The organism is Fictibacillus enclensis, from assembly GCF_030123385.1.
GTDB lineage: Bacteria > Bacillota > Bacilli > Bacillales > Fictibacillaceae > Fictibacillus_C > Fictibacillus_C enclensis.
Window position 1 is genome coordinate 1078159 of the sequence record NZ_CP126109.1, and the last position, 26201, is coordinate 1104359.

Annotated in this window: 29 protein-coding genes, 1 tRNA gene and 2 riboswitches; of the genes, 26 read left to right on the top strand and 4 right to left on the bottom strand. The window is 42.3% G+C overall.

Annotated elements, in window-relative coordinates; all coding sequences use genetic code 11:
* Nucleotides 1-3: 3 nt before the first annotated feature.
* Nucleotides 4-1470: an aminoacyl-histidine dipeptidase gene (locus QNH15_RS05845; RefSeq protein WP_283893260.1), complete on the bottom strand. Its 1467-nt coding sequence runs from the start codon at nucleotides 1468-1470 to the stop codon at nucleotides 4-6.
* A 188-nt stretch (nucleotides 1471-1658) separates the two neighbouring features.
* On the opposite strand from QNH15_RS05845, the gene QNH15_RS05850 reads away from it, so the two are divergent.
* The 3 genes from QNH15_RS05850 (at nucleotide 1659) to QNH15_RS05860 (ending at nucleotide 3843) form a co-directional block, all read left to right on the top strand.
* A tRNA-Arg gene (locus tag QNH15_RS05850) sits at nucleotides 1659-1734 on the top strand.
* Nucleotides 1735-1887: 153 nt separating this feature from the next.
* On the top strand, nucleotides 1888-2901 hold the full coding sequence (locus tag QNH15_RS05855) for a tyrosine-type recombinase/integrase (RefSeq protein ID WP_283893262.1): 1014 nt from the start codon (nucleotides 1888-1890) through the stop codon (nucleotides 2899-2901).
* A 138-nt stretch (nucleotides 2902-3039) separates the two neighbouring features.
* The gene (locus QNH15_RS05860) at nucleotides 3040-3843 is read left to right on the top strand and encodes a hypothetical protein (protein ID WP_283893264.1); all 804 of its coding nucleotides are present in this window, start codon (nucleotides 3040-3042) and stop codon (nucleotides 3841-3843) included.
* Between the two features lie 521 nt (nucleotides 3844-4364).
* Here QNH15_RS05860 and QNH15_RS05865 read toward each other — a convergent pair.
* Nucleotides 4365-5063 (bottom strand): hypothetical protein, encoded by a 699-nt coding sequence (locus tag QNH15_RS05865; RefSeq protein ID WP_283893266.1) that lies wholly within the window; start codon nucleotides 5061-5063, stop codon nucleotides 4365-4367.
* A gap of 13 nt (nucleotides 5064-5076) precedes the next feature.
* A complete protein-coding gene (locus QNH15_RS05870; protein ID WP_283893268.1) occupies nucleotides 5077-5613 on the bottom strand; it encodes a site-specific integrase in 537 nt (178 codons plus the stop codon).
* Between the two features lie 165 nt (nucleotides 5614-5778).
* On the opposite strand from QNH15_RS05870, the gene QNH15_RS05875 reads away from it, so the two are divergent.
* Nucleotides 5779-6699: a hypothetical protein gene (locus QNH15_RS05875; RefSeq protein ID WP_283893269.1), complete on the top strand. Its 921-nt coding sequence runs from the start codon at nucleotides 5779-5781 to the stop codon at nucleotides 6697-6699.
* Between the two features lie 390 nt (nucleotides 6700-7089).
* Here the strand turns inward: QNH15_RS05875 and QNH15_RS05880 are convergent, their stop codons facing one another.
* Entirely contained in the window at nucleotides 7090-7305 is a 216-nt protein-coding gene (locus tag QNH15_RS05880) for a helix-turn-helix domain-containing protein (RefSeq protein WP_283893270.1), read from the bottom strand.
* Between the two features lie 133 nt (nucleotides 7306-7438).
* Between QNH15_RS05880 and QNH15_RS05885 the strand changes: the two genes are divergently transcribed.
* The 22 genes from QNH15_RS05885 (at nucleotide 7439) to QNH15_RS05990 (ending at nucleotide 26058) form a co-directional block, all read left to right on the top strand.
* Entirely contained in the window at nucleotides 7439-7816 is a 378-nt protein-coding gene (locus QNH15_RS05885) for a hypothetical protein (RefSeq protein ID WP_283893271.1), read from the top strand.
* Entirely contained in the window at nucleotides 7817-8137 is a 321-nt protein-coding gene (locus QNH15_RS05890; RefSeq protein ID WP_283893272.1) for a hypothetical protein, read from the top strand.
* A gap of 926 nt (nucleotides 8138-9063) precedes the next feature.
* On the top strand, nucleotides 9064-9507 hold the full coding sequence (locus QNH15_RS05895; protein ID WP_283893273.1) for a helix-turn-helix domain-containing protein: 444 nt from the start codon (nucleotides 9064-9066) through the stop codon (nucleotides 9505-9507).
* Nucleotides 9508-9768: 261 nt separating this feature from the next.
* Complete coding sequence (locus QNH15_RS05900; protein ID WP_283893275.1) at nucleotides 9769-10686, top strand: hypothetical protein; 918 nt, start codon at nucleotides 9769-9771, stop codon at nucleotides 10684-10686.
* 63 nt (nucleotides 10687-10749) lie between these two features.
* Nucleotides 10750-10962, top strand: a complete 213-nt coding sequence (locus QNH15_RS05905) for a helix-turn-helix domain-containing protein (RefSeq protein WP_283893277.1) — start codon at nucleotides 10750-10752, stop codon at nucleotides 10960-10962.
* A 178-nt stretch (nucleotides 10963-11140) separates the two neighbouring features.
* A complete protein-coding gene (locus tag QNH15_RS05910; protein WP_283893278.1) occupies nucleotides 11141-11602 on the top strand; it encodes an HNH endonuclease in 462 nt (153 codons plus the stop codon).
* 187 nt (nucleotides 11603-11789) lie between these two features.
* A complete protein-coding gene (locus QNH15_RS05915; protein ID WP_283893279.1) occupies nucleotides 11790-12653 on the top strand; it encodes a hypothetical protein in 864 nt (287 codons plus the stop codon).
* Nucleotides 12654-12786: 133 nt separating this feature from the next.
* Entirely contained in the window at nucleotides 12787-13542 is a 756-nt protein-coding gene (locus tag QNH15_RS05920) for a hypothetical protein (RefSeq protein WP_283893281.1), read from the top strand.
* A 61-nt stretch (nucleotides 13543-13603) separates the two neighbouring features.
* Nucleotides 13604-13942 carry a hypothetical protein gene (locus QNH15_RS05925; RefSeq protein ID WP_283893283.1) on the top strand — a complete coding sequence of 113 codons (339 nt, stop codon included), beginning with the start codon at nucleotides 13604-13606 and terminating at the stop codon, nucleotides 13940-13942.
* Complete coding sequence (locus QNH15_RS05930; RefSeq protein WP_283893285.1) at nucleotides 13932-15740, top strand: phage tail protein; 1809 nt, start codon at nucleotides 13932-13934, stop codon at nucleotides 15738-15740. Before QNH15_RS05925 ends, QNH15_RS05930 begins: the two co-directional genes overlap by 11 nt.
* 138 nt (nucleotides 15741-15878) lie before the next feature.
* Complete coding sequence (locus tag QNH15_RS05935) at nucleotides 15879-16310, top strand: hypothetical protein (RefSeq protein ID WP_283893287.1); 432 nt, start codon at nucleotides 15879-15881, stop codon at nucleotides 16308-16310.
* An 11-nt stretch (nucleotides 16311-16321) separates the two neighbouring features.
* On the top strand, nucleotides 16322-16756 hold the full coding sequence (locus QNH15_RS05940) for a phBC6A51 family helix-turn-helix protein (RefSeq protein WP_283893289.1): 435 nt from the start codon (nucleotides 16322-16324) through the stop codon (nucleotides 16754-16756).
* A gap of 279 nt (nucleotides 16757-17035) precedes the next feature.
* Nucleotides 17036-17209 carry a hypothetical protein gene (locus QNH15_RS05945; RefSeq protein WP_283893291.1) on the top strand — a complete coding sequence of 58 codons (174 nt, stop codon included), beginning with the start codon at nucleotides 17036-17038 and terminating at the stop codon, nucleotides 17207-17209.
* Between the two features lie 16 nt (nucleotides 17210-17225).
* Nucleotides 17226-18164: an SDH family Clp fold serine proteinase gene (locus QNH15_RS05950; RefSeq protein WP_283893293.1), complete on the top strand. Its 939-nt coding sequence runs from the start codon at nucleotides 17226-17228 to the stop codon at nucleotides 18162-18164.
* Between the two features lie 87 nt (nucleotides 18165-18251).
* On the top strand, nucleotides 18252-18581 hold the full coding sequence (locus QNH15_RS05955; RefSeq protein WP_283893295.1) for a YolD-like family protein: 330 nt from the start codon (nucleotides 18252-18254) through the stop codon (nucleotides 18579-18581).
* Between the two features lie 354 nt (nucleotides 18582-18935).
* Nucleotides 18936-19835 carry a heme o synthase gene (gene cyoE, locus QNH15_RS05960; RefSeq protein ID WP_283893296.1) on the top strand — a complete coding sequence of 300 codons (900 nt, stop codon included), beginning with the start codon at nucleotides 18936-18938 and terminating at the stop codon, nucleotides 19833-19835.
* Between the two features lie 185 nt (nucleotides 19836-20020).
* On the top strand, nucleotides 20021-21220 hold the full coding sequence (locus QNH15_RS05965) for an ATP-grasp domain-containing protein (protein ID WP_283893297.1): 1200 nt from the start codon (nucleotides 20021-20023) through the stop codon (nucleotides 21218-21220).
* Nucleotides 21221-21328: 108 nt separating this feature from the next.
* Nucleotides 21329-21772, top strand: a complete 444-nt coding sequence (locus QNH15_RS05970; RefSeq protein ID WP_283893298.1) for a YflT domain-containing protein — start codon at nucleotides 21329-21331, stop codon at nucleotides 21770-21772.
* A 106-nt stretch (nucleotides 21773-21878) separates the two neighbouring features.
* Nucleotides 21879-21998: riboswitch (SAM riboswitch) on the top strand.
* Nucleotides 21999-22079: 81 nt separating this feature from the next.
* Nucleotides 22080-22190: riboswitch (SAM riboswitch) on the top strand.
* A gap of 90 nt (nucleotides 22191-22280) precedes the next feature.
* Nucleotides 22281-23312, top strand: a complete 1032-nt coding sequence (locus QNH15_RS05975) for a methionine ABC transporter ATP-binding protein (protein ID WP_283893299.1) — start codon at nucleotides 22281-22283, stop codon at nucleotides 23310-23312.
* A complete protein-coding gene (locus QNH15_RS05980) occupies nucleotides 23302-23964 on the top strand; it encodes a methionine ABC transporter permease (RefSeq protein ID WP_061967556.1) in 663 nt (220 codons plus the stop codon). The genes QNH15_RS05975 and QNH15_RS05980 overlap by 11 nt, the downstream gene beginning before the upstream one ends.
* Before the next feature lie 24 nt (nucleotides 23965-23988).
* Nucleotides 23989-24813 (top strand): MetQ/NlpA family ABC transporter substrate-binding protein, encoded by an 825-nt coding sequence (locus tag QNH15_RS05985; RefSeq protein ID WP_283893302.1) that lies wholly within the window; start codon nucleotides 23989-23991, stop codon nucleotides 24811-24813.
* A gap of 24 nt (nucleotides 24814-24837) precedes the next feature.
* Nucleotides 24838-26058, top strand: a complete 1221-nt coding sequence (locus tag QNH15_RS05990) for a M20 family metallopeptidase (protein ID WP_283893304.1) — start codon at nucleotides 24838-24840, stop codon at nucleotides 26056-26058.
* The last annotated feature ends 143 nt before the right edge of the window (nucleotides 26059-26201 follow it).

Here is a 26201-nt window from a genome sequence, read left to right on the forward strand (position 1 = left end):
TGATCAGTTGTAATAAGCTTTCATTTCTATGAGTGCAGAAAGAAGATATTCCCAAGTACGAATAGTTGAAGGAATGCTGAGATGTTCTTCTGGTGTATGAACATCAAACATATCGGGACCCAGGGAAATAGCGTCAATATGCGGCAGTTTTTCGGCAAAAATCCCGCATTCCAGCCCGGCGTGGATTGCTACAATTTCTGGGCGTTTTCCGTATCGTTCTTCATACACTTCTTCAAAAAGCTTCTGAACCTTTGAATCCTTGCGATACGGCCATTCGGGATAATCCGCCTGAGTCGTGAAAGAGGAACCTGTAACCCGGGCTATGACCTCGTTTTGCTTCAGAATCTGCTCTTTTAAGCTTTTTACTGAGCTTCGGATTTCGCTGATAAATGTGATGGTTGATGCGGTGCTTGATACCACACCAAGATTGGTGGAGCTTTCGGTAAGTTCCGCAATCTCCTGGCTTATGGATTGTACTCCGTTTGGAATCAGCATGAGCGAATGGATGACACATCGGGTGGTTTCATCTGAGTAAACCCTTTCTGGCAGGTCGTCAACTTTCTCTACTGTTATTTTAACTTTAGGATCCGATGTTCTTAGTTCTTTTTTGAAAGTGACCTCCCACGCGGCTGCCACCTCCGGGACGCGTGTGGCATGCGCTGCCGGCACATGAATAACAGCCTCTGCTTCACGAGGAATTGCATTGGATTTTAATCCGCCGGAAATGGAAGACAAGTGGAAATCGAACTCTTCAGAAAGGCCATTCAGAAGCCGGCCGAGAAGTTTATTGGCATTTCCCCTGCCCTTATGTATGGACATGCCGGAATGGCCGCCAAAAAGACCGCCAATCTGAACATGGAAAACGTTTGTGTGCTCCGGCAGAGCCCGCTGAATGGGCAAACCTTGAGCAGCTGTGATGCCGCCTGCGCTGCTGACCAGAAGCTTGCCTTCTTCTTCAGAATCCAGGTTAATGAAGATCTCCCCTGAAAAATGTTCAGGGCTTACTTCCAGAGCTCCTTTCATTGTTGTCTCTTCTTCTGTAGTAATAACCACCTCGAGAGCGGGATGGGAAATATCACTGGCATCAAGGAGGGCAAGCGCATAGGCAACAGCAATGCCGTTGTCCGCTCCAAGGGTAGTGCCGTTCGCATACAGCATGTCCCCTTTGATCTGCAATTCAAGCGGGTCTGTGTCAAAGTTATGGACGGTTCCTTTGTTCTTTTCACAGACCATATCCATGTGGCCTTGAAGAATAATGGCCGGAACATGCTCATAACCTTCTGTGGCTTCTTTTTTAATGATTATGTTGAGGGCTTCATCCTGAATCACATCAAGATTTCGTTTCGTTGCAAAATCCAGAAGATAATCGCTGACTCCTTTTTCATTACCTGAGCCCCGGGGGATGGAAGAAAGTTCTGCGAAATAATGAAATACGGGGTGTTTTTTTAATTCTGTCAATGTCATGTCCATTCATTTCATCCTTTGTCTTCATTTTTCTGTAATCACATATGTCTAGAGTAGAGAAAGCTGCCGAAATAATCAATGGCACAACACGGTAAACAAATGAATCTTAGTTGCTTGACTCTATTCATTTCCTCTTGTAGAATTATCAGGTAAAGAAGATTACGAGTGCGTAGTTACACCAAGAACAGCATATTGGCTCCGTAGCTCAGTGGATAGAGCGTCGGTTTCCTAAACCGTGCGTCGCAGGTTCGATTCCTGCCGGGGCCGCCACTAGATAGTAATACCGCCGGTTTAAGCCGTTTTGTGTAACGTTAGGCTAGTCGGACAGCACACGGTTTCGTAATCGTAAATAGAGACGTACATACGACGCCTCTTTTCGTTTTCTTGCTAATCGCAGGAATTCGGAAAGGGGCGTTTTTTATTTTGTCGCGAAAAGGTAAATCGATCGTAAAACGGAGATCAACCAGCGCGGAATCGTATCGACCAGGCAACGATACGACACTCGAAGATGCTTACAAGTATTTCGTTACGTTAAAGAAAACGGAAGGCGTAAGACAGCGTACAATGACGGATTACGAAACGCATTTTAATTATTTTCGCAGTTGGCTAACGGAGTTTCAACCGGATGTTCTTAATGTATCCGGAATATCCCCCGCTATCATACGTTCATATTCCGTTTATCTTTCAGAGGAAAAATACAACGATAAGACCGGTGGCTTCGGACTGTCCCCATACACCGTTAATATTCGGATTCGATTTCTCAAAACGTTTTTTAACGCGTTATTTCGAGAAGAAATCGTTAATGTTAATCCGGTTAATCACGTTAAGTTGATGCGCGTGGATGAGGATACATACGAGCCACTGACGGATGAAGAGATAGAACGGTTACTCGCTGTGCCTGATTCAAAAGAATACGCGCAATTTAGAGACCTATGCATTCTGTACACGATTTTAGATTGCGGCGCCAGAATATCGGAAATTTGCGATCTTGAAATTAATGATATCGACTTTAAAACGAGAGCCATAATTTTACCGGCACACAAAAACAAAAACAGAAAACCTCGAATCATGCCGCTTTCCAATCAAGTGATTAGGATGTTAATGGAGCTGGTTCAAGAAAATAAGACGCACTTCGATACTAATTATGTTTTCCTAGCTAATTGTGGGACAAGGTATAACCCGAATTCATTTCGTAAGCGGTTAACTATGTATCGCGATAAGGCACGGATAAAAAAACGAGTGTCGCCACATGGTTTAAGACATCATTTTTGTCAGATGTTTATTCGATCGGGAGGGGACGTATTTACACTCGCTCGGATTGTTGGTCATCAAGACCTATCCACGACAAGGAAATACATTCAAATGAGTAATGAGAGCATTCAGGAACAACACGCTATGTTCAGCCCTGTATTGAGGATTAGAAAGAAGTACAAATAAAAAAAAGACATAGAAAAAGCCCAGCGCGCCAACGCTGGACCCTAGATGATGTTCGTAGTTTTATTTTACTTGGTATCTTTTTTGATTTCAAGTATCTGGGTTCTGCTTTTTCTCCGTCATTAAATCGGAGGGGTAATCGTGCAATGGACGTATGACCAATATCGCGACCACCAATCGTTTGAATCGGTCGCCTTATTAAACGAAGCTGTTCGGCAGCATCTTTATTGCAACGCGTCAGAATTAAATAAAACGGCCGCTACCGTACTCAAAACGATAAGCCGTTATAGCTGCGTTATTCCAGGCGTTAGCTGGCTAAAAGTCGGTACGCTGGCCGGTATTATAGATAAATCCGAAAAGACCGTCAGGAGGGCGCTAAAAGCGTTAGAAGCAGTCGGCGCAATCAAGCGGATCCCAACCATACGAAAGCGTGGCGGCCGGGGATATGATATATGCGTAATATTACCGGTTGACCATGCGAAAGTGTCCAGTCGGTCTGCAGCCGAAAGTACATGCGAGACTAAGGCGCAAAGGGGTAGCGAATTAGAAGAAACCTTAATACATAAATCAAAAAGAATACGTATATCCGATTTAAATCATACTTATGTCCGCGATTTTGTTCCTGACCGCTTTAAAGCGCTGGTAGCGTCGTTCTGGGATAACGCAAAGGTTATCGAGGAGTATTACCGTATGGCGTTAATTGCAGGCCACAAAGCGTTTGATCGCGAGACTATAACGAATGCCGCTATCGCTGCGTTTAAGCAGATGATCGGTACGTTAAAAACGGGACGAGTACGCAATAAGGTCGCTTATTATTACGGTGTGCTATCGAGCAAGCTGGACGATTTATATTACGAACAATTACACGCGATGGGATACGAGCCTAGCGTACATAACGATATATACAACGAGTATGAGACGCTTTCTGAGGTGGCTAACCTCTAAATAAGGAGGTGTTAGCGTGGATAAGAAAACGAACAAACTCGTACCGACTCCGGAGCAGATGCGGAAGATAGCCGATATATTACGGCCTGAGATGATTAAACTGATTAAGAAGCGAAGAAAAGATAACCGTAAATAGTTACGTACTGTTACGCATGTATACGCAAAGTTAACACGACTTAACAGTTGGGGAGTTTACCGGGGTTGCACGTAAATCAGCACCGCGGTCCTGGCGGACGTGGGGTGCGTATAACCTCAACCCTCGCTAAGTTTATGCATAATCGTATACACAATTACGTTATTACTTACGTTTGGTAAGCGTTGATATAACGGGCTGTATCGATTGCATAAAAGAAAGACGAAAACTTATCGATCATTGAACGTGAAGAAACGTTGTTAAATAAGTGAATCGTTCATGTTACGAGTGCAACAAAAGGTAATTAAGTAACAGTCGATATGCGAATGATTGCATAGGGAATACAACGGGGCCAGACCCCCACGACCCCTCCTTTGAGGGGCGTCATTTAGTGAATCTTACTTCTACGCCTTATTTTTCTACCTCGTGGGCTGGAGTTATTATCAATTTTTTTCCTGATTTTATTTAACTCCTTAGAAATCGAATCTAAACCCTTGGGTATTTTTTGAAGTTGGTAATACATTTTTAATTCCTCTTTTTCGTGAAGTAATGTTTTGCGATATTGTTCAAAGCTTATATGAAAGAGATTGTTGTATTTTTTTCCACCTCCATCTTCAAATTTGATGGTGCCTGTAAAATTCAAGTCTTCCATTGAATATAAGGCGGTTGCAGTATCGATTGGTTTTGAAATATGTTCATTTGGTGGTAAAACAGGAATTTCTGATTGAGAACTTCCTTTAAACTCAATTATCTCTCCTTTGGTACTAACAAGAGGTTTGTCCCACTTTATAGAAATATTATAAGCTGGTGATGGTCCATAGTTTTTTACAGTAAGTTGAGCTAAATTATATCTACTTTGAAGGTCAGCGATAGGATATGGGTAAGGCTTTTCTTTGTCTTCTTGATACTCAACAACTTTTTGAGCACCATAACCAGAAATAACAGAAGCAATAATAGCGAGTGACGCAACAATTAGACTTGAACTATCTTTAGGATTTTTTGCATAGTTATATACCGAAATTGTGATAATTACGATTGATGATAATACAACAATTAAAAGAATGCCTTTGTTAATTAACCTGCTCAAAAATTTTCCTCCTTTATATCTCGATAGCTTCGTATGCCTGGTCGATCTCTTCCGATGTGATGCCGATGTATTTCAACGACATTGCCGGAGTAGAGTGACCGAGAATAAGCATTATTCGCGTTATGTCTAAACCTTGCTTATATAACTGGTAGCCGAAAGTCTTGCGCAATGTATGTGTACCGATTTCGATATTAACGCCAGCTCGCTCGGCTGCAGCGTTTAGGATCCGGTATGCTTGTACGCGACTGATCGGCTTGTTACCGCCTTGGCGCGACTTAAACACGTACTCATCATCCGGACCGGTTAACGCAGCCACTTCGGCCATTACCGTCTTACTGAGCTTAATCGGTCGGTTCTTTTTCGTTTTTTGTTCCTTAAGGGTTATATGCGTTTTCCCTCGTAGGTCACCGATTTTAAGCGCAAGTAAGTCGGATATTCGTAAGCCTAGCGATATTCCCATAACGAACATTAATCGATCACGTCCGTTAAGAGCGTTTTTTATTTTGGCTATATCTTTTTTATTACGGATGGGTTCAACCGTATTGGCCATACTGCAAACCTCCTACTGTAACGTTTATTTTATTTTGTTACACTTATTATATTCCTAATGGATTTTAATGTAAATTAAATATTCCGAATTAATCGTCTAAATTTTGTGGTATTTTGCATAATAAAGTAATAAAATGGAAGTTAGAATAAGTAGAGGGGGAAATAAGTGATAATTAAAGGGGTCAAATCCATAAAGAATGTTGAGAGTTATATAAAAACTTTAAAACAAAATGAGTTATACATACTTGGGTTGAAAATTAACCCTGAAATTGAAAAGAAATTAAATTTATTGGGTTTTAGTGATACTTTTGCTGTAGGTGATCACTTATTGCCAGATATTAAAAATGGGCCAACATCGAGAAAGAATTCTTTGGGGGATTACAATTTAAGAAGGGATTTACCAAAGGAAGATCACTCTTACACTATAGGGAGAAATATTGAAGATTGGCATGGAAATACTCATTATGTATTGATTACAAGACATATCAAACGAATTGCTAGGGATATAATTGAGGCACCTGAAATTGAGCTTCTAATTTCTTCAAATAATAATAAAGAAATGTTTGTAATTTCCAATCAAACTGTAACTATTGGAAAAAGTGACCCATATGTAATCAAACACATTATTAATTTATTTTTAGAACTTTTTGGGAGTGTGGAATTCTTTAAGAAGGATTTAGAAATTGAACAAAACACTCGTAGCATCAAATTGAGATGGGAAGTACTTCCTAAAGGGGAGATTCCTTGGGAACAAAAAGAGGAATACATTAATAAAATTGTATCACTATCTCCTAAAGGTGAAAAAAGCATTATAAAAGATCGCTTAATAGAAGTTGAAAAGTTGAATCCCGATTTTAGGGCATATGGTTTACATGGTTATAGGGGATATGTTATTTATGGTTTTGAAAATAAAAAAACTTACTTATTCGAGAGCGCCTTTTATGGAAATGCGACTTATATTATTGAGGGGGACTGGGAAAGTATTTCACGACTTTCAAAGGCAGAGATTATTAAATCTAATTTATGTAAATCACGATTGATACATCAAAAGAATTGGAAAGAGAATTTGAAGAAAGCAATTCAGTAATAATTTTTTTTCGAGCGTCCCTTGGATTGGGGCGCTTTTCTTTGTCATCTGTACAACCGTTTAAGCTGTACGTTTGGCGATGCCTTCTCGCCTCAGCTTATGCGTGTGGGACGCTAATAATTGCAGGTACCTCGGAAATACATGCGTTAGGCTATACGACTAGGTATACGTTTTGGAGTACGCAGCATATTGCGCAGGGTGTATTACAAAACGTATTCGCGGACATTTAGAGGCGCAAGGCCGACCAAGCGTTCCTGGCTATGCGCTTTACACGGAACTATTATTACATAATATCTAAAATGGAGTGGTGTCGTTGCTCCCACTAAAAAACGCCCCCTACGTCGTAATAGGTGGTAAAAATAAGAGGCACTTTCTTATTAAAGAAAGGCCTTATTTTTTGTGTTCTTCAAGTAATAATAAATCAGAAATTTCAATCTCCAAGACTTCGCAAATTTTTGCGAGCATGACCTTGTTGTATTGCTTCGTATCGTCATTGTACATTCTTCGCAAAGTTTCAAATTGAAGTTCTGTTCTTTCAGCTAGTTGGCGGATAGAGATACCTTTGCTATCTAATATGCTTTTTAAGTTTGATCTTACAATTTTCATGGACGCCCTCCTTTAATCCAGTATAAATAATAAATCATTTTTTGACTACAAAAAGTAGTTGACTAAATTTTGTGGTCATAATATACTGTGAATAATCAACCGACTACAAAAAGTAGTCAAAGGAGGTATATAAATGGCTTTTGAAGTTATTGACGGAGGTATGCCCGTAGAAACTGTAAAGGTTTGTTTTGAAATCCCAGGTGACGATTATGAAGCGCCATATGTAGAAACTTTCCGGGGGTTCTTGGTGAATGAAAGGCACGTAATCTTTCGCGCAGCAGGAGAAATTAATATCGTCAAAGTGGAACCTACGGAACAAGTATCAGTATACAAAGCGACCTCATCGCAAATGACCATCGGTAGTAACAAGCCCGGAGTTAATTTTCAAGCTTTAGTGTACGAATTGATTTCTAAACTTGAACGTATGAGCGCGTGGGATTTACTGGCCGGCGTATTACCTGAAACTTTAATGGACGCTGTTAACCTAAATATTATTGAAGGAGTGAGATAAATGAAAAAAGCAGTATTGTTAATCGACCTAGGGAATGAATATGACGCAAATGAGGGGCTTTTAATGGACGATGGTAAACACGGAGTATTCCACGAATCAAACAAATTGTGCATGGTGCGCGTTAGTAAAACGGAGGATCCGGATGTGTACCGTCAAAACGGCGGAAGCATGATAATCGGAGATTTCGAAGGTACCGACTTCGCACCGGCTGTAGCGGGATTTGTTGCGCGAATGAAACGTAAGTCCGCCTTCGATTTCTTTACGGAAACGATCATACCAGCGAGCGAAGATATCCAATTTAATTTAATCGCATGTAAATAACGTAAAATATCAGTTCGTGTACTCATTCGGGCGCACAGTACACGAGCCATACCGGCTAAGACCGGTTATCGAGCTGAAAAAGAGCGGCAACTCTTCCCGTTGGATAACCGGCCTGGGATTCCGGTTGACCTGGCGTATGTCGGTAAAAGACGCGAGCGGTGCATTTTCGTTAAGCCACCAGACGATATGTTACCGCAGTAAGACCAAGAAAAGAGGCGCAGCAGAGACGCCAGGAACGGATGCCGGTTGGTCTTACGCTTGAAACGAAAACTAATATGAGTTACCGGCAAGCAATCGCCCATTCTACGTTTGTCTAGTACTACGTGGATGGTCGGTTGTTTTTTTTTGAGATAAAGTTTGACTCCGTATTATTTAGTGAGGGAGGTTGCCAAGTTGAAAAAAATTGAGATTACCCAAGAAGAATTTAACGCAATGGCTGAATTGTTCGGAGAAGAGCTACTCGCGATTTTGGAAAAAGAAAACGCGGAGTTAATAGAAACGAAATAAAATCACAGTACTATCGAAAGACCTAAACGTAATCACAGCGGAAATCAATTCGTACAAACAAATCGCAGGCAACGCGATATTCGAGATTGGTAAACGGTTGAAGCACGTTAGAGACAACGAAAACAGTCGATGAGATGACGGTTAAAGAGTTACGGGAAGTCAAACGTCAATTAATATAAGTTTACCGGCAAGATAATCGCTTTCTACGTTCGTATTACACCACGTAGATGGCGGTTATTTTTTTTGCGTAAAAATAGTGCGCGGTTAGTATTTTACACGCGTCGTATCAGGTGAAGCGGAAGGTGCGCGAAACTATTCTCTGTTGAACTGCGCGACATTCGAAACCGCTTCGTATTATTGAGTGAAGGCGAAACGTGGACATAAGTAGGTTGTCCACACATAAAAAAGGAGATGGTCTTATGACAAACCGAAAAGTATTTGACAAACGCAGCCCTACTAAAGATGAAAAGTTCTTTATCCCTTTACCTAGTGACGCATTACACTACATCCACCATGAACGAATAAGCGCAGATAAGTTGTTGTTGTACGCGTTAATAATCGATCACTACAACCAGGACCATGGTTACGCATTTCCTAGCGTTGAAAGGTTGGCGGTTATGTACGGAAAAGCTCCCGACACAACCAGCCGACATCTTGACGATTTGAAAGCCGCGGGATTAATCGATTTTCCGGCAAAAGGGACGTATGTTCCGTTAGTCCCGTTATCGAACGAGGAGTTTTATACGGAAAACCCGCAAGCATGGACGAATTATCAAACAACATATAAGAGATATGAAAAACGGAAAGAAGCCGCAGCACAACGCATGAAACTATGGCGTCGGGAAAATGGTTACTCGGATTAACGGTAATTAGTACACCTAATCACGATGGGTACTTACCTTCTTGGTTATGTGTTAACTAGATATATTAACGAGATTTAAAACAAGACTTAAAAACATACCGTCCTTTGTAAACAAAGAACGGAGCATTGATTTCTTATTAATATCTTATTGCGCAAAGAACTTAGTGATAAAACAAGAGAAATAACTGGTACACCTAACCACTGGGTGTACGGCATGAGTTGTAGAAGCTTTTAATTTTTGATACGGAAGGGGAGTCACAATATGAATGAATCGATCGCTAAACTTACGTTAGAACGCGCGGTAAACGAAGCGCAAGCTCGCTCTATTCTAAACGCTACGATGCTTAAATTACGCACTCAATACGGTTATGCGCCGGATAAAGGCGTAACACCAGACGAGATGACTGCGCGCTGTGAGGCGCTTGTAGAAGCGGTATGTGGAGCCGTAGAGGATTACGTAGAAGCCACCGGAAAAGCACCGGATAGAATGCGAAATACTGCGCGTTACCGAGTATCGAAAGAGTTCCCGAAGAAAAAATACGAGGGGTTACAGGCGTATGCGAACGTACTAGATCAACGGTTGAAAAGGGCACCGTTACACACTGCGGAAGCTATCGGGAATTTATTAGACTTTAATGCGGAGTATCTTGTTAAAGCGCATGAACTTGACGAGATTAAACGGAGATCAAGAAAAGAATGGCAGCGTTTGGAGTACGAATACGTGGAACGCTCAGACTTTAACCTTCGCGAACTGCATCATAGGCTTTTGGAACACATGGACGAAGAGGTTTTCGGTGATTCAATTGCGGGGGAGTATCGTAAAGAACGTAGGCACTGGCGCAAATGTAGGTGTTATAGCTGTGACAATTACTTTCCTATGGCAAAGAAACACTTTATGGCAAAGAAGCGAATATGGAAGTTCAAGTCGATTGACACCGGAAACAAGAATAGTAGATATTGTTCCGAAAAATGCCAAAAAGCTCAGGAAAAGGCGTTATTAAGGTTAAAGAGCGATGGGACTCTGTTGCCAAAACACTTTTACTTGTCAGTATCCGATGAGTGGGCAAGCGACCGTTATAACTCACATAACCTACCTTTCGCGCCTGAAATATTATCGGGGATTTCCGATAAAAAATCTTCAAAAAGTGTTAAAAAGGCTCCCCCTAAAATCCAATATTAACGAGAAGGGGCGTAAGATGGCCCTATAATATTTAAAAAGAAAATAACAATTGGAGATGATTAGATGGCAAATGAGATGTTTAAGCACTGTAGGTTATACAAAAACATGTCTCAAGAAGAGTTCAGCGAGTTTACAGGTATCTCACGCCCTGTAATCGCCAGGATCGAAGCAGGTGATCTAAAGGTTAGTTCAAGAGTTAAAGCAAAACTTCTTTCTGTTTTTGAAATGTCCGACGATTTTTTGAAATTTCATGAACAGATGGTTATAAGTTACTAACTTTATAGTATAGGTCAACAAAAAAAATGTCAATCGAAAGTGAGGGTCCAAATTGAAAAATGATGAGATACGATGTCCAAAGTGTAAAGAGCTCAAGAGAAACGAAGAGTTTAATCGCAATAAATCAAATAGACAAGGTGTAGAAACATACTGTAAGCCCTGCAGAAGAGAAGTTAGAATGGCTAATGGTGATTATGAGCGCGGTACATTTTACACCGTTCGTGCGAGACATAAGGCATTAGGTGTGTACAACGATTTAACCTTCGATCAGTTTCAGTCTGTAGTACTTGCTGATTCATGTACATATTGTGGCTGCAAACGCGGTGAGAATGAGCGATTACAAGCAGACCATATATTACCGCCTAAACTAGGATATGCGAATAGCTTGAAGAATTTAGCGCCGTCATGCTCGGCATGTAATAACCGCAAGAAACAGCTCGACATACTTACATTTTACGAAACCAATGAAGCATTTACGAAAGAACTATTTAATCAGTTTTTAAGGGAGTTCGCTGAGAAGCACAGTCACACTCCAGAGGACATGTTTGATTTATTACGTGATCATCAGGCGGGAGAGAGATACGTTGCGGAACGTAAAGCGGCGCGAAGGTTGGTGAGCAAAGATGCCTCGGAAGACTAGACGTCAAGTAACGTGCGGTGATCCTATGAACATACGAAAGTCAAAATCAAACCACCGATTCAATCGCATTGTTAAAAAGATCGCTAGTGGTACGAAAGAGCAGCAGGAAAGTTCAATTGAGGGCATAGGTTCTGGAGTTACCCGTAGCTAATCAAATAAAACCACAAAAAAGGAGAGATTTTAGATTATGAAAAAGAACGCGCGCGCTTATTACGAAGAGGCAAGAGAAATCCAAGGGTTAACAACACAGCTAATTCGAGAATATCAAACAGTCATACGTCCGGAGCTAAGCAAGATTAACCAGGATCAGAATTTAACTGAGGTAGGGAAAAAAGCCAAAGCTGATGCACTGAAAAAAGAATACGGAATTAAAATCCTTCAAAATGCGCAAACAATGAAGGAAAAGCACTCGGCCAATCTGATAAAGGCACGGAAAGCTGCGGAAAAAACCATTCACACTACTCATAAGAAGCCTGATGCGGAAACGGTTAGCAGGTTTGAAAAAGCATTCAAGGCCCTTAAAACGGAGTTAATGCTTACGCCACGCGCTGACACGGCGCAACGTAAACTAAATGAATTTATGGCAAAGGTAAAAGACCCATGGATCGCGGAACAAATTCGTTCAGACTTCGCAGATGTTGCAGGTCCTATCCTTAATGCGGCTGGAAGTAGTAGGGCGAAGTATCAACTTGAATTAGCTGCTGCCTTTGAAAAATTAGATGCGGATCATGCTACCCCGGAAATTGTGGAAGCACGCGAGGTACTTCATTACGTAGAACACGCCGAACAGTCAAACGGACTTTTTAGCGGTTTTATAGAAGCTGACGCTGTAAAAGAAATGGTCGGTCATGAATATGCGAGTTATTTAAATAAACCCGAAGAGTTCTTTGCGCAGGAAGAGTATAAAGAAGCTAAGCCGGCTGAACACGTCGACCCTGAATTAGATCTAGAAAGACGTATTGCTGAGGGGGTAAAAAAGGGGAATGAATTAAACGCAAAGCTGGATCTAATCACTAAACAAAAAATCCAATCTGGTGAGTTGAAACTTTAGAGGCGTCCCTAACAGGGATGTCTTTTTTGTTAAAAATAACGTTCTTGTTCTTTAGTCTAATAAAGAAATTTATAGCAAGATCTTCCCTTTTTAGTTAATATTGTTATAGGTATATATAAAGGGAGCTTTCTTTATGGAAAAGATAAAATTTGTACTTTACAGAGTTCTTACAGTTAGATTAGATTTATTGATTTTATTTTTTATTGCTGCTATGTCAATTTTTCTTTATGACTTCTGGTTAATTAATATCCCTGAATGGTTTAGCGGTGCATCAATTGTAGGAGCAACTTATTATAAGATATGTTTTGCTTATATTACAGGGTTTATTTTCTTTTTTGTGAACGTGCACCTTCAATCTTACAAGCTTAAGGTTAAAACGTTTAGGTATGTAAATAATAAAACATTAGCAATAAAAAATTATAGTTTTCATTTACTAAGGGCGTTGCAACTTGCATCCTCCAATCATGTAATTTCTCCCGACGATTCGCAGACAAAGACTTTAGCTATATTATGTCATAACATTAATCCGAACAATCCTTTGACATATGGGCAAAAGGGAATAGTTATTCGTGACTGGTATTCATGTTTTAAACTTATTGACGAAGAAACTAAGTCGTTAATAAAAGACTTATTTTCAATCAAGGATGCGTTAGACACCGAGTTTTTGCGTATACTGACCAATATTGATGATACACTGGATAATCATATTAATTTTACAAAAGGTTATAAAATAGGAAATAAAAATTTAGATGCTTGGGCATCGAGTATAAATGATTATATAGATTTGTGTAATGAACTAATTAGTCATTTAAAAGGTAGTTATAAAATGTACCAGGCAGAATACCATTACCTCGAAAGAAAGCGTAGACAGGAATTGAAAAATAAATAAATGTAATGTAAGGCGCCCTAACACGGCGTCTTTTTTGTTGTTTAAAGGAGGTGAAACGAAAATGAACTACGAAGAGAAAGTCGCAAGATATAACGAATGCCTAGACGTCATGATTGAGATTACCGAATTAAAACGCGAATACAGTCCGTCCATACCGGAAGTAATTGAATTCCGGAAACTTGGCCAGGACTTCAAACGGTCTGACAATCCGGATATTAAACTACTCGGTGCGCGTACCGTCGATTATGTCCGCGAGCTGGACGAACTGGTTACGTTGCTTAAGTACATGCAACCGGAAAGTCGGGCGGTCCGCAAACAAGAAGCGTTACTAAAAAAAGCGAAAAACGGAATGGTATCCGCGATTATTCGTATAGAAGGGAGTGAATTACGTGGCATTTGATCTCAAAGCAGTTATTAGTGTGACAGACAAAATTTCTAAACCAATCAAACAAATTACAAGAAATATCGAAACTGCTTCTAAAGCATCCGCGTTACTTTCTAGCAATATCTCTAAGACGTCCAGCGTCGGTAAACGTGAGTATTCATCGCTAATGAATTCGATGGGCGTACAAACCGACCGTTTTGCTAACATGAGTGCCGAAAAAATGGCGTTCTACAAAGAGAAATTTATCGCCAACGTTGAGGCCATGCAACGGAAGGCCGGGCAGAGTTCGAAAATGCTCGATATGCTCGGTAACCATCTGATGTACACTGTTTCGCGTGGTCTTTTGCGCATTACGCGTGGTTTAGATGAAATCGCGAAAAAAGGTGATCCTGCGTACGTGGCGCTAAAACAGCTTGGTAAGGGCGCCAACCTGAAACAGATACATGATCGAATTAAGCTGATTAACAGCGGTATCAGCCGTATGAATCAGATACTGCTGTTCGGCGGAATCGGCTTCATCGGGCTAAATTACGGCCTGGTTAAGGCGTCTAATGCGCTTGATGGACGTTTGGTACCGGCCCTGGATGCGCTGAAAAAAGCGTGGGCACCGGTAATTAAGCCGTTCGTGCAGGCTTGGACAACGGTGGTTGTCTACATCATGAAAGGCGTTACGGCAATGGGTAAGTTCCTCGGCCAGCTTTCTGAAACGCATCAGACGATATCTAAGCTGGCGGGGGCGTTCATATATCTAACGTTTTTATTTACGTTACTACTTTCACCTCTGGCAATATGCGGTAAGTTGGTGCCGGGCCTCGCAATAGCGTTCCGATCGTTATGGTTAGCCGTGAGTCCGTTCATTATCGGGTTGGGTACGGTTGTCGGGGTGGCTGCGCTAGTGGCACTCGCCGTTATCGGTATCGGTGCGGCGCTGGTTATCGCGTACAAGAAGGTCGAGTGGTTCCGAAATGGTGTAAACGCGGCGTGGAATTGGATTAAGACGCAGACTGTCGCAGCTTATTCTGCGGTCGCTAACTTCATTAAGGCGAAACTCGATCAAATTAAACAGTTTTGGGCGTCAAATGGAGCGATGATTAAAGAAGCGATGGGTAACGTAGGCACGGTCGTTAAAGGCATAGCGATGGGTATTTTCGCGGTGATGTCGTTTGTATGGCCGGCTATTAAGTCGTTGATCTCATCGGTCTGGAGCGGCATTAAATCGATTATCTCCGGAGCGGTTAACGTGATACTAGGCGTAGTTAAGCTCTTTGCGTCGGTACTAACCGGTAACTGGTCCGCGGCTTGGTCTGCGGTGAAGCAGATTCTAAAGGGCGCCCTACAAATCGTTATTGGCGCAGTAAGGACAACGTTCGGAAGCGTAGCGAATGCGATTGGGTCGGCGATGGCGTCTGCGAAAGACAAAGTTGCGGGATTCTTTAGTCCGTTGCTTGGTTTTATTGACCAGGTGAAGTCGGCTTGGAGCGGAATGGTATCGTCAATTCGTAGCTTTAAGATGCCGAGTATTGGGATGCCGAAGTTCCTTGGCGGTAACGGGTTAATTCAGTCGGGGAAATCCCACGCTGGTGGTCTTTCTCACGTACCTTATAACGGATACCAGGCGACGTTGCACAAAGGAGAACGCGTATTAACACCGGAAGAAAATAAAGCGTTTAGCGGTGGAAAAGGCGGAGGGAATACGTTCAAGTTTGGGGATATCCATATTAACGGAGTCGGTGGTAATCTGGAACATGCTGCGGACAAGCTGTTGGATATTATCGTGCATAAAGTGGAAATGGCAGGCTTGGCTGGCGCGTAAAACAAATAGCCGTCACTCTTTCGTTAGGGTGGCGGTAAAAGGAGGGGATAGATCATATTGAATATTAACTGGGATTCTATAGAAGAAAGTACAGCGCAGTTAGAAGAGGAGATACGCCATGATCGATTAGAAAGAGGGTTGCCGGAAGAACCTCCGGAAGCATTTGTGCCGGATGACTATGCTGCGTTCTTGGCAGCACGGTTACATCCGTTAAAAGCAATCGCAGTTAGGTACGCAAAATTGCTGATGGGTACAGGCCAACTTTATCCGATCAATACGGCCAAACTCGAAAAGTACCGCAAGATCGGCGAACTATTGACGATGTGTGATGACGTATTACTTGCGGGTACAGGCGTTGCTGTCATCGATATATTGCGGCAAATGGACGCTGTGAATACGGCAATCGCTGTAGGTGAACGAGTAGATCCGGACTATATCGCGGAAATGATATACCTTGACATACAGCTAATGAGCGACGGTCATACCAGCATTAAGTACGAACCGTTGGAATTTATTCAGATAACGAAAAGATACCGGAGGCATTACGAATCAATCCGGCATTTAATTTAGGAGGCGAAAGCATGAAAACGATGGATGAACTAAAGCAAGGATTAACGGAGCAACAGTTACTCGCGGCGCAGTTATTGATTAATAACGAGTTTGCCGGTAAAGAAAGGCGTACACAGGACACCATTGCGGAAGAAATCGGTATATCTCGCGTTCAATTGTGGAATTGGCGTAAAAAGGACGTAAAGTTTATCGAATACATGAACGCGTTGGCAGATGTAACACTCGATTCTTATCGCGCTACAGCGGACGCTCAACTCATAAAGCTAATCGAAGGAACCTCAAACAACGGACTGCCTTCGATTAAAGGACTCGAACTTTATTATAAGCTGTCTGGGCGTCTGGTAAGCCGTCAGGAGATCGTGAACCTGTCGGAAGCGCCGCCTAAACGCGCAACCAAACAGGAGATTGCGGATGAGTTGGCGAGGCTAGAAGAATTGTTGAATTAAGAATTGTTTCTCTTAAAAGTAGTGACAACATGCTTACTTTTATTTTCCATGCTTTAATTAAGTCTTGTTTAATAGCCGCTTTCACTTTTGAAGTCAGAGTGGCTATTTTCGCATTTGAGTCATTTGTATAGTTATTCCCAGGAGGGTAATGCTAATAAAGTATACATAATATGGGAAAATCTGAATAAATTTCATATAAATTTATTTTCATTTATGGAAAGTTGGGGTAATATGAAATTAACGACCCGGTACTGGGTAGAATTTGGGAGGATGAGTAAAATGACGCAAGTTTTAGAGAAATATAAAAAACCAGCTGAAATACTCAAAAATGTCCGAGAGGCCTCTTCAACTTTTAGCAAAGTTAAAGGGATTAATCACACTAATCAAGCAGATTCAAAACACCTCAGAGAACAAGAGAAGATACAAGAATTTAGAACTTTATTAAAGTATTGAGCGAGGGGTAACGAGAGTGTTTGAAAAGATGAGAACCAACATAATAAAAAAGATTGAACGAGATCGAGATTCCACTATACTGATCTATGTGCATGATGATTCTATGTCATACAACCATGTACCTTTAATTTACAATGAATTAAAGAAGATTGGTAAAGTGAAAAATCTCGATATTTTCTTGTCTAGCCCTGGTGGAGATCCTGACGCAGCCTTTAAAATTGTTAAAATGTGTAGAGAGCACTGTGAGCAAAAGCTATCTGTTATTGTACCTTTCATGGCAAAAAGTGCTGCCACACTCTTGGCAATAGGCACTGATGAAATTGTTATGGGTGCACCTTCAGAATTAGGTCCAATAGATCCGCAGATCTATGACAAAACAAGTGAAAGATGGGGCGCAACTCAGTCTATCAGAGACTGTGTTGACTTTGTTGAAGAGAGGTTTAAAACCACAGACTCACCGGAGGCTACATCATATGTATTAATGCCCATTATAGACAAACTTAACCCATTTATCGTGGGAATCTATGAACGGGCTGTAAAAATGTCCAAGCAGTATGCTGAGTTGCTGTTGAAAAATGGTATGCTGAAAAATAATACCGCAGAAGAACTGCAGAGTACAGTGGGGAAATTAAGTGAGTCTTACTATTCGCATGGTTTTGCAATTGACAGTAAGGAAGCAAAGGAAGAACTTTATTTGAATGTGGTAAATTGTGATGACGAATTATGGGACCAGATTTGGGCCTTATTCTTAACTTACAATTTAGAAATGCGGCAAAATACCAATTATTCATACTTTATTCAGTCTCTAAGAGGAATGGAAGAAAAGGCGGATGAAGAGTCAGGAATAGATAATACCAATACGGCCGATGCTAGCCAACCTAATGAGGGTTCTGAAAGTGGTTCTGAAAATAAATCAGATAATGGGTTGGAGGCTCGTTTTCCACAATTCCAATAAGAAGTTCGCCTTAATAGGGCGTTCTTTTTTTATTTGTTTACAAGAACATGCGTTCGGTAATATTATGGAATAAAGGAGTGGTTTACTATGTTAAAGGATCGCGGCGGTATCAAATGGACTTCTTTAATGTTACCCGAACATGTAAAAGCTCTGCGCGAATTTGATTGGGACATAACGAGAATCGAGCGGCCAGTACTCGATGAACAACAACTCGAGGAAATAAACGAAACTATATACGTAGCGATGGAGTTCAATACCGCGGTTAAGATTACGTATTATAAAGCGGGGTGCAACGAAACTATAAACGGTCATATACATTATCTTGACGTACATAATAAGCAATTACGCCTCGTCACCAAAGGCGAAGATATTGCGCGAATAAATTTTTCAGACATTACCGAAGTTACTCGATTGTAATTGCGTGGACAAACGGTTATAATTAACAAGTCGATAGCAGAAAACGTGCGATTACAACTGAACCGTTAGATGTCTTCGGATAGGCTAACGCACAGCAATACGGAAGAACTCGGTATATACGGTGGTACTTTAGGTTTCCTAAACCGTGCGTCGCAGGTTCGATTCCTGCCGGGGCCGCCACTAGATAAAAACATAACTGGCAGCGCGGTGCTGTCTTTTTTTATGCTTTTACCGGCATAATTTGAACGTTTTCTGAACACTGTAAGAACTTAATGTGACATTTATCACAAACATGTGTTAGTTCTGTTAAAATAGAGTCATACTAATGATAGATATGAAAAGATGGTGATCTTAATGGGTGAAAATGCTGCTCCAAGTATTTTTAAAGACTATATACAAATTACAAAGCCTGGTATTATCACTTCAAATTTGTTGGGAACCATAGCCGGCTTTTGTATCGGTGCGAGAAACTTGTCATCTAGCCTCAGTTTATGGGAGTTGTTCTTTTGGACCGTTCTCGGAACTGTTTTTGTTATCGGATCATCTGCCATTGTTAACAATGTTTACGATGCGGATATCGATAAGCACATGGAACGGACAAAAAACCGCCCGATTACCAATGGAAGAATTCCAAAACGGAATGCTATTTTGCTTTCCATTGTAATGATCGTGATTGGCGAATTAATTCTTGGCCTGATGGTTAATCCAATAGCTGCACTGATTGGTTTTATAGGATTTGTATTTTACGGTTTTGTGTATACAATGTCCAAGCGGGTAACCGTTGTGAACACGGAAATTGGGTGTATTTCAGGCGCTACTCCGCCGATTATCGGCTATACGGCTGTAACCGGAGAATTTGATTTGATTGCATTGCTTCTGTTTGTTTTCATGTTTGCATGGCAACCGCCTCATTTCTTTGCTCTTGCGATGAAGCGTGCCGAAGAGTATAAGAGTGTCAACGTGCCTATGCTGCCAAACAAGGTAGGCTTTAAGCAAACAAAGGTTCATATTTTAATCTATACCGTGTTTGCTGTTGCAGCTTCGTTGCTTCTGTATTTCTTTAATGTTCTGGGCATCTGGTATTTGATTGTGGCAGGCATTTTGGGAGCAGTCTTCCTGTTCCGTGCCATTCAATCCTTTAAATTTAGAGAAAAAGAAAGCGAACTGGTCTGGTCCGGGAAAATGTTCAAGTTTTCCATTATGTATTTAACGTTAATGTTTGTGACCATGATGTTTGCTCCTCTTTTCGGATAATGTTACCAAATAAAAGAAGGAAACCCCCTGTTTCGGCAAAAAATCCCGAGCAGGGGGTTTTTTGTGTTAAAGTACAGTAAGCTGATTTTTGCTTGCTGATTAAATCGCAAGCTTAATGGAGTTTAAGGGTATGATAAAAAAGGTATTGAACATGTAATTGAGGCATGATCAGGAGGTACAAATGCATGCAGAAAAGTAAACCCATCATTGTTCCGCGTTACACCTTTTCAGAAATTTATGGGCCTGACTTGATTTTTAACCCCAGGCCATCGTTTGCCCATAATAAATGGATCCCGGATTGTCCAGTCAAGCTTGATTTATTAACTGGCAGCCAGTTTGCTGTAATGGGAGATATGCCGGTTATTTGCAGCCGGTCCGTAACAACCAGGCAGGCGACAGATCTATATGAGAGGGCCGGACTGCAGCTTCGGTTTCCCATGCATTATTACTCCACTGAAGAAGATTACCGCAATTTGTTCAAACGGCTTGAGGACGAACGGAAACGGATGGTGGTCCAGCATATTCATCCTGAAGAAGAAATGTCAGCTCTAAACTACTGGATCGACCCGAAGCTGGTTCAGTATTTGAATAATAAAGCAAATCTTGAAGAGCTGGTGCCGGAAGGGCATGCACCAAAGCGTGTGAGTACCACAGCTGCAAAGCTTCATGAACATCTCGAAGCTTTTTCGTTTCCATGTGTTGTTAAAGCAGCGACGAATGAAGCAAATGCGGCAGGCTTTGATGTGTTTATCTGCAGAACTGATGAAGATATCCAAAAGGCTGAGAAGTTTTTTGAAACCTGTGAAGGCATCGTAATCGAAGAGTATTTGGAAATTGAACACAATTACTGCGTTCAGTTTGCTTGTACATTTGATGAGAAGTTGATTTACCTTGGCAGTACCGTTCAAAATATTGATGAAAACGCAAAATATAAAGGAAACTGGGTGGACGAAGATTCCGAACCCGATAGCGAAGTCATTAAAATCGGCAGGCGAATTATGGAAGAGGGCTGTAAAAGAGGCTACAGGGGAATTGCCGGTTTTGATATTGCTGTTACGCCGGATGGAAGAAAGATCGCGTTTGATTTAAATTACAGGGTCAATGGTTCGACGGCGGCTCTGCTTTTGAAGGACAGCATCACTGAGCAGCTTGGGAAAAGGGTAGTCAAATATGTATCCTGGAAGTCGTCAGGCGGAATTGAACCGTTATACGACACGGTAAAACAAGCGATTGAAGACGGATATTTTGTGCCGCTTTCCATCTATAACGGAAGCGAAAGTCCCTATGAGGATGCGGATACACTGATTCAGGGACTGGTCCTTGGGGACAGCAGGTACGAAGCTGATCAAAAAGAACATATTTTTGAACGGGCTGGTCTGTCCTGAACCCGTCAACAAAAAAACTCCGATAAGGAGTTTTTTTGTGATTGTTTAGTGAAGTGGGGTTAGGGTAATTACTAATAAGAGAGCCATACGGATAAAGGAGGATAAGCAATGAGTAAAATGGTAATCGGGGTATATGATTCAGAAAGCGAAGCGATTGATCGCATTCAAGCATTGGTTGACCAGGGGTACAACGCCAAAGACATATCCATCCTGGCTAAAGACGATGGAACGATGGATCGGGTGGCTGACAAGACAAACGTTTCAGAAGAACATTTGGATGAAGATGTGAACGAAGCAGCCTATGGCACAATTGCCGGGTTTCTTTCCGGTATTGGCGGAGCCATTGCTGTTCCGGGTCTTGGCGTTCCTGGTATTGGGCCGCTCCTCGCCGCAGGGCCGTTTGCTTCCATGTTTTCGGAGGATTCAGAGGAAGACTTAAAAGAGCTCTTAATGTCCCTTGATTTGTCCGAACGAACGGCGGAACGTTATGTTCAGAAAGTGGAGCAGGGAAGTGTAATGGTTTTCCTTGAAAAGGATGCCGTAAAGCTTTAGAATAGGGCAATACATACTAACAATTCCAAGCGGATAGCTCGGAAAAACATTTGACAAATTGAAATCCCTGGTATATGATAGAGCACATCAAGTAAATATGACGTATTTCTTATCCAGAGAGGTGGAGGGACATGGCCCTTTGAAACCTCGGCAGCGGGTTTTTCGTTTTTTGAAAAAACACTGTGCCAATTCCACCAGGTTCCCTAAAGAACCTGGAAGATAAGAAGAGCAAATTTCTATTATGGAATTAACATTCTCTTCTTGTCTTGGAAGAGAATTTTTTATTGCAAAAAAAAACTGAATGGTTTTCTTATCCAGAGAGGTGGAGGGACTGGCCCTTTGAAGCCTCGGCAGCGGGTTTCCGGCAAACGGAAATACTGTGCCAATTCCGTCAAGCAGTGAGCTTGGGAGATAAGAAGAGAAGCTTTAATCATTATTAGCAGGCCTCTTCTTGTGTTCACAAGAAGAGGTTTTTTTGTTGGAGCAGTTTTGAAGGGGGAACACACGATTGATTCGATTTGAGGAAGTTACCAAGATTTATGAGAGCGGCAAAAACCAGGTCAAAGCACTTAACAATGTGAGCTTTGAAATAGATAAAGGAGAGATTTATGGAGTGGTTGGGTACAGCGGTGCAGGGAAAAGCTCGCTGCTGCGGTGTGTCAACTTGCTTGAGAAGCCTTCCTCCGGACGGGTGCTGGTGGACGGAGAGAACATGGCTGATCTTTCACCGAAAGGGCTCCGGAAAAAACGGAAAAACATTGGTATGATTTTTCAGCATTTCAATCTGCTGAATGCGAAAACGGTGTTTGATAACATAGCAACGCCTCTTTACCTCCAGGGAGAAAAGAAGAGTGTCATTAAAGAAAAAGTAAACAATCTGCTTGAGTTTGTCGGACTTTCCGAACATGGACATAAATACCCGGATCAGTTGTCAGGCGGTCAAAAGCAGCGGGTGGGCATTGCACGGGCGCTGTCTACGGATCCGGAGGTTCTGCTCTGTGATGAGGCCACCTCGGCGCTTGACCCGCAGACCACATCAAGCATCCTCGAGCTATTAAAAAAAATCAATAAGGAATATCACATCACTATTCTGATCATCACCCATGAAATGAATGTGATCCGTGAGATTTGCAGCTCGGTCGCGGTGATGGAGAAAGGTAAAGTGATCGAGAAGGGCAGTGTTTTTGAAGTCTTTTCCCGGCCGAAAACAGAAACCGCACGTCGATTTGTAAGCTCTGTCCTTCAGGATGAACTTCCTGATTCGCTGAAAACCATCTTGAGGAACCAGGACAAAAATCATCAGGTGTTCCGGATTGTTTTTACAGGAGCTTCAACAGGACAGCCGCTTTTATCTCAAATTGCAAAAAAGTTTGATGTCGATGTCAGCGTGCTGTACGGACATGTTACCGAACTGCAGGATGTTCCATTTGGAAATCTCGTAGTTCAGCTGATTGGGGACGAACTGGAAATCCGCAGGGCCGTCTTTTTTGCAGGACAGGGCGATGTGGAAGTAAGGGAGGTTATTGAACATGCCAGTTGATTGGAGTACATTCTGGGTCGACATCCTGGATGCGACCGGTGATACATTGATCATGGTCGGTGTTTCATTATTGGCATCGGCAGTGATCGGCATCCTGATCGGTATTATTCTCGTCGTAACGAGAAAAGGCCACATTCTTGAAAATTTACCTGTGTTTAATGTGCTGAATGCCATTGTGAACGTTCTCCGTTCCATACCGTTTATCATTCTCATGGTAGCCATCATTCCGTTTACACGTTTAGTTGTAGGAACATCCATCGGGACAGCGGCGGCGATCGTTCCGTTGATTGTATACGCAGGGCCTTATATCGCCCGGCTGGTGGAAAACAGCTTGCTGGAAATTGATCCGGGAATTGTGGAGGCTGCAGAAGCCATGGGTGCAACGCCTTGGCAAACCATTTTCCGCATCCTGCTCCCGGAAGCTTTCAGTTCATTGATCCTGTCATTGACCACCGCGACCATCGGTTTGGTCGGTGCATCTGCCATGGCTGGTGCAGTTGGAGGCGGAGGCCTTGGTGATTTGGCTATTGCTTACGGATACCAGCGGTTTGATACGGACGTTATGATTGTAACGGTGGTTCTGCTCATTATCCTGGTGCAAGGATTACAAAGCTCAGGAAATGTGATTTCAAGAAAATTAAGAAGAAGATAGCGAAAGAAAAGGGAGAGATACATCATGAAAAAATATTCACTTATCGTTTTAGTTATCGGGGTGCTGTTGTCGGCTTTCTTAAGCGGATGCAGCGGCGGAAGCAAAGAGGAAAAAGTAAAAATGGGCATTAGTGGATCGGACAGTGATGTCTGGAAATACATTGCGGAAAAGGCTAAAAAGGAAGGAATCGATCTTGAAATTGTGGAGTTTTCTGATTATGTTCGTCCCAACCAGGCCCTGGCGGACGGAGATATTGACGCAAACTCGTTCCAGACCATTTCTTACTTTAATTCCTTTAAAAAGGAACATAAATTGGATTTAGCACCGATTGCCACAACCGTAATCGCGCCGATGGGCGTTTACTCTGAAAAATACAAAGACATCAAGGATATACCGGATGGAGCAACCATTGCCCTCCCGAATGAAGCGACAAATATGGGCCGCGGACTTCTTTTGCTGCAAAGCGCCGGTCTCATCAAGCTCGAAAAGAATTTTGATGGCAACGGAGATTTGAAAAAAGTTGTCGAGAACAAGAAGCATTTAAAGCTTAAGCCTGTGGTTGCCGGACAAACACCGCGCGTGCTTCCGGATGTGGCAGCTTCCATCATCAATAATGGGGTAGCAGTGGACGCAGGAATGAATCCAAAGAAGGATGCGATTTATCTGGAAAGCAAGACGGCTAAGCCGTACATCAATATTATTGCAGTACGAACAGAAGATCAGAACAATAAGACCTTAAAGAAAATCGCGAAGATTTATCAATCCAAGGATACTGCCAAGAAAATTAATGAAATCTATAAGGGCGCAACCATCCCAACGTTCGTCCCATTAAGTGAAATAGGAGAATAAAAGAGAGAGAAAGGATCTGAGAAAATGACTGTCATCAGCCGTACTGTAGAGGAAATTCAAGAGCTTATCACTGTGAATGTAGAGGAAAATGCAGCAACATACATTGAGACCTCGCATGAAATCCATGAAAATCCGGAAATCGGAAATGAGGAAATTTTAGCATCCAGGCTTCTGACCTCATTGCTCGAACGAGAGGGATTCAAGGTAGAACGTGGTGTAGCTGGCCATGAAACATCATTTGTTGCCAGCAAGAAATCCGCACTGGACGGTCCAACGATTGCGTTTCTGGCTGAATACGATGCGTTGCCGGGGCTTGGGCATGCCTGCGGCCATAACATCATCGGAACCTCAAGTACGGCTGCGGCGATTGCTCTTGGATCCGTGATTCATGAAATTGGCGGTGAAGTCAAAGTGTTTGGTACACCCGCTGAAGAAGGCGGGGAAAACGGAAGTGCAAAAGGCAGTTTTGTAAAACACGGACTGCTTGAGGGCATAGATGCAGCCCTGATGTTTCACCCGGGTAACTCCAACCGTATCACGGGAACATCCCTGGCGGTTGATCCTCTCGATTTTGAGTATATTGGTAAACCTTCCCATGCTGCAGCCGCACCGGAAAAAGGCATCAACGCTCTTGATGCCGTCATTCAGCTGTTTGTCGGAATCAACGCTCTCAGGCAGCATGTTCCGGATGATGTGAAAATTCACGGGATTATCACTCATGGCGGAGATGCGCCGAACATCGTTCCGGAATACGCAAAAGCGCGTTTTTACATTCGCGCCGCCACACGCGCCAAGCTGGATGAGGTGACGAAAAAGGTAAAAGGGATTGCAGAAGGCGCTGCCCTTGCCACAGGCGCAACATTAAATGTGATCGCCTTTCAAAATCAGGTCGATAACCTTTTATTGAACCGTTCCTTTGATAAAGTATTTCAGGAACAGCTCGAAAGCCTTGGTGCTGAAGTCGACAGTTCGCATCGAAGCGGTCTGGGATCCACTGATGCCGGCAATATCAGTCAAGTGGTTCCAACCATTCATCCTTATCTGCAGATTGGCCCGGAGAGCCTGGTTGGACATACCGATGAGTTTCGCGAGGCCGCCATTTCACCGGCAGGAGACCATGCACTCATTCTCGGAGCCAAGTCACTGGCATTAACCGCATTGAAGCTTCTGACAGATGAAGAAGTGCTCTCCGGCATCAAGCAGGAATTTAAAGTAAACAAAGCGAAGGAGCTTGCTTCTGTTTAAGGTCTGTTTTTTCTGGATGATTGGATGAATTGAACCTATTTTATTATTCCGACTTTTTCCTGGCGGAAAAACCTCTCGAACAAACGGGAGGTTTTTCTTTTTAACATGTGGAGTGGTACGATAATCTCAAGGAGGCGTTACAG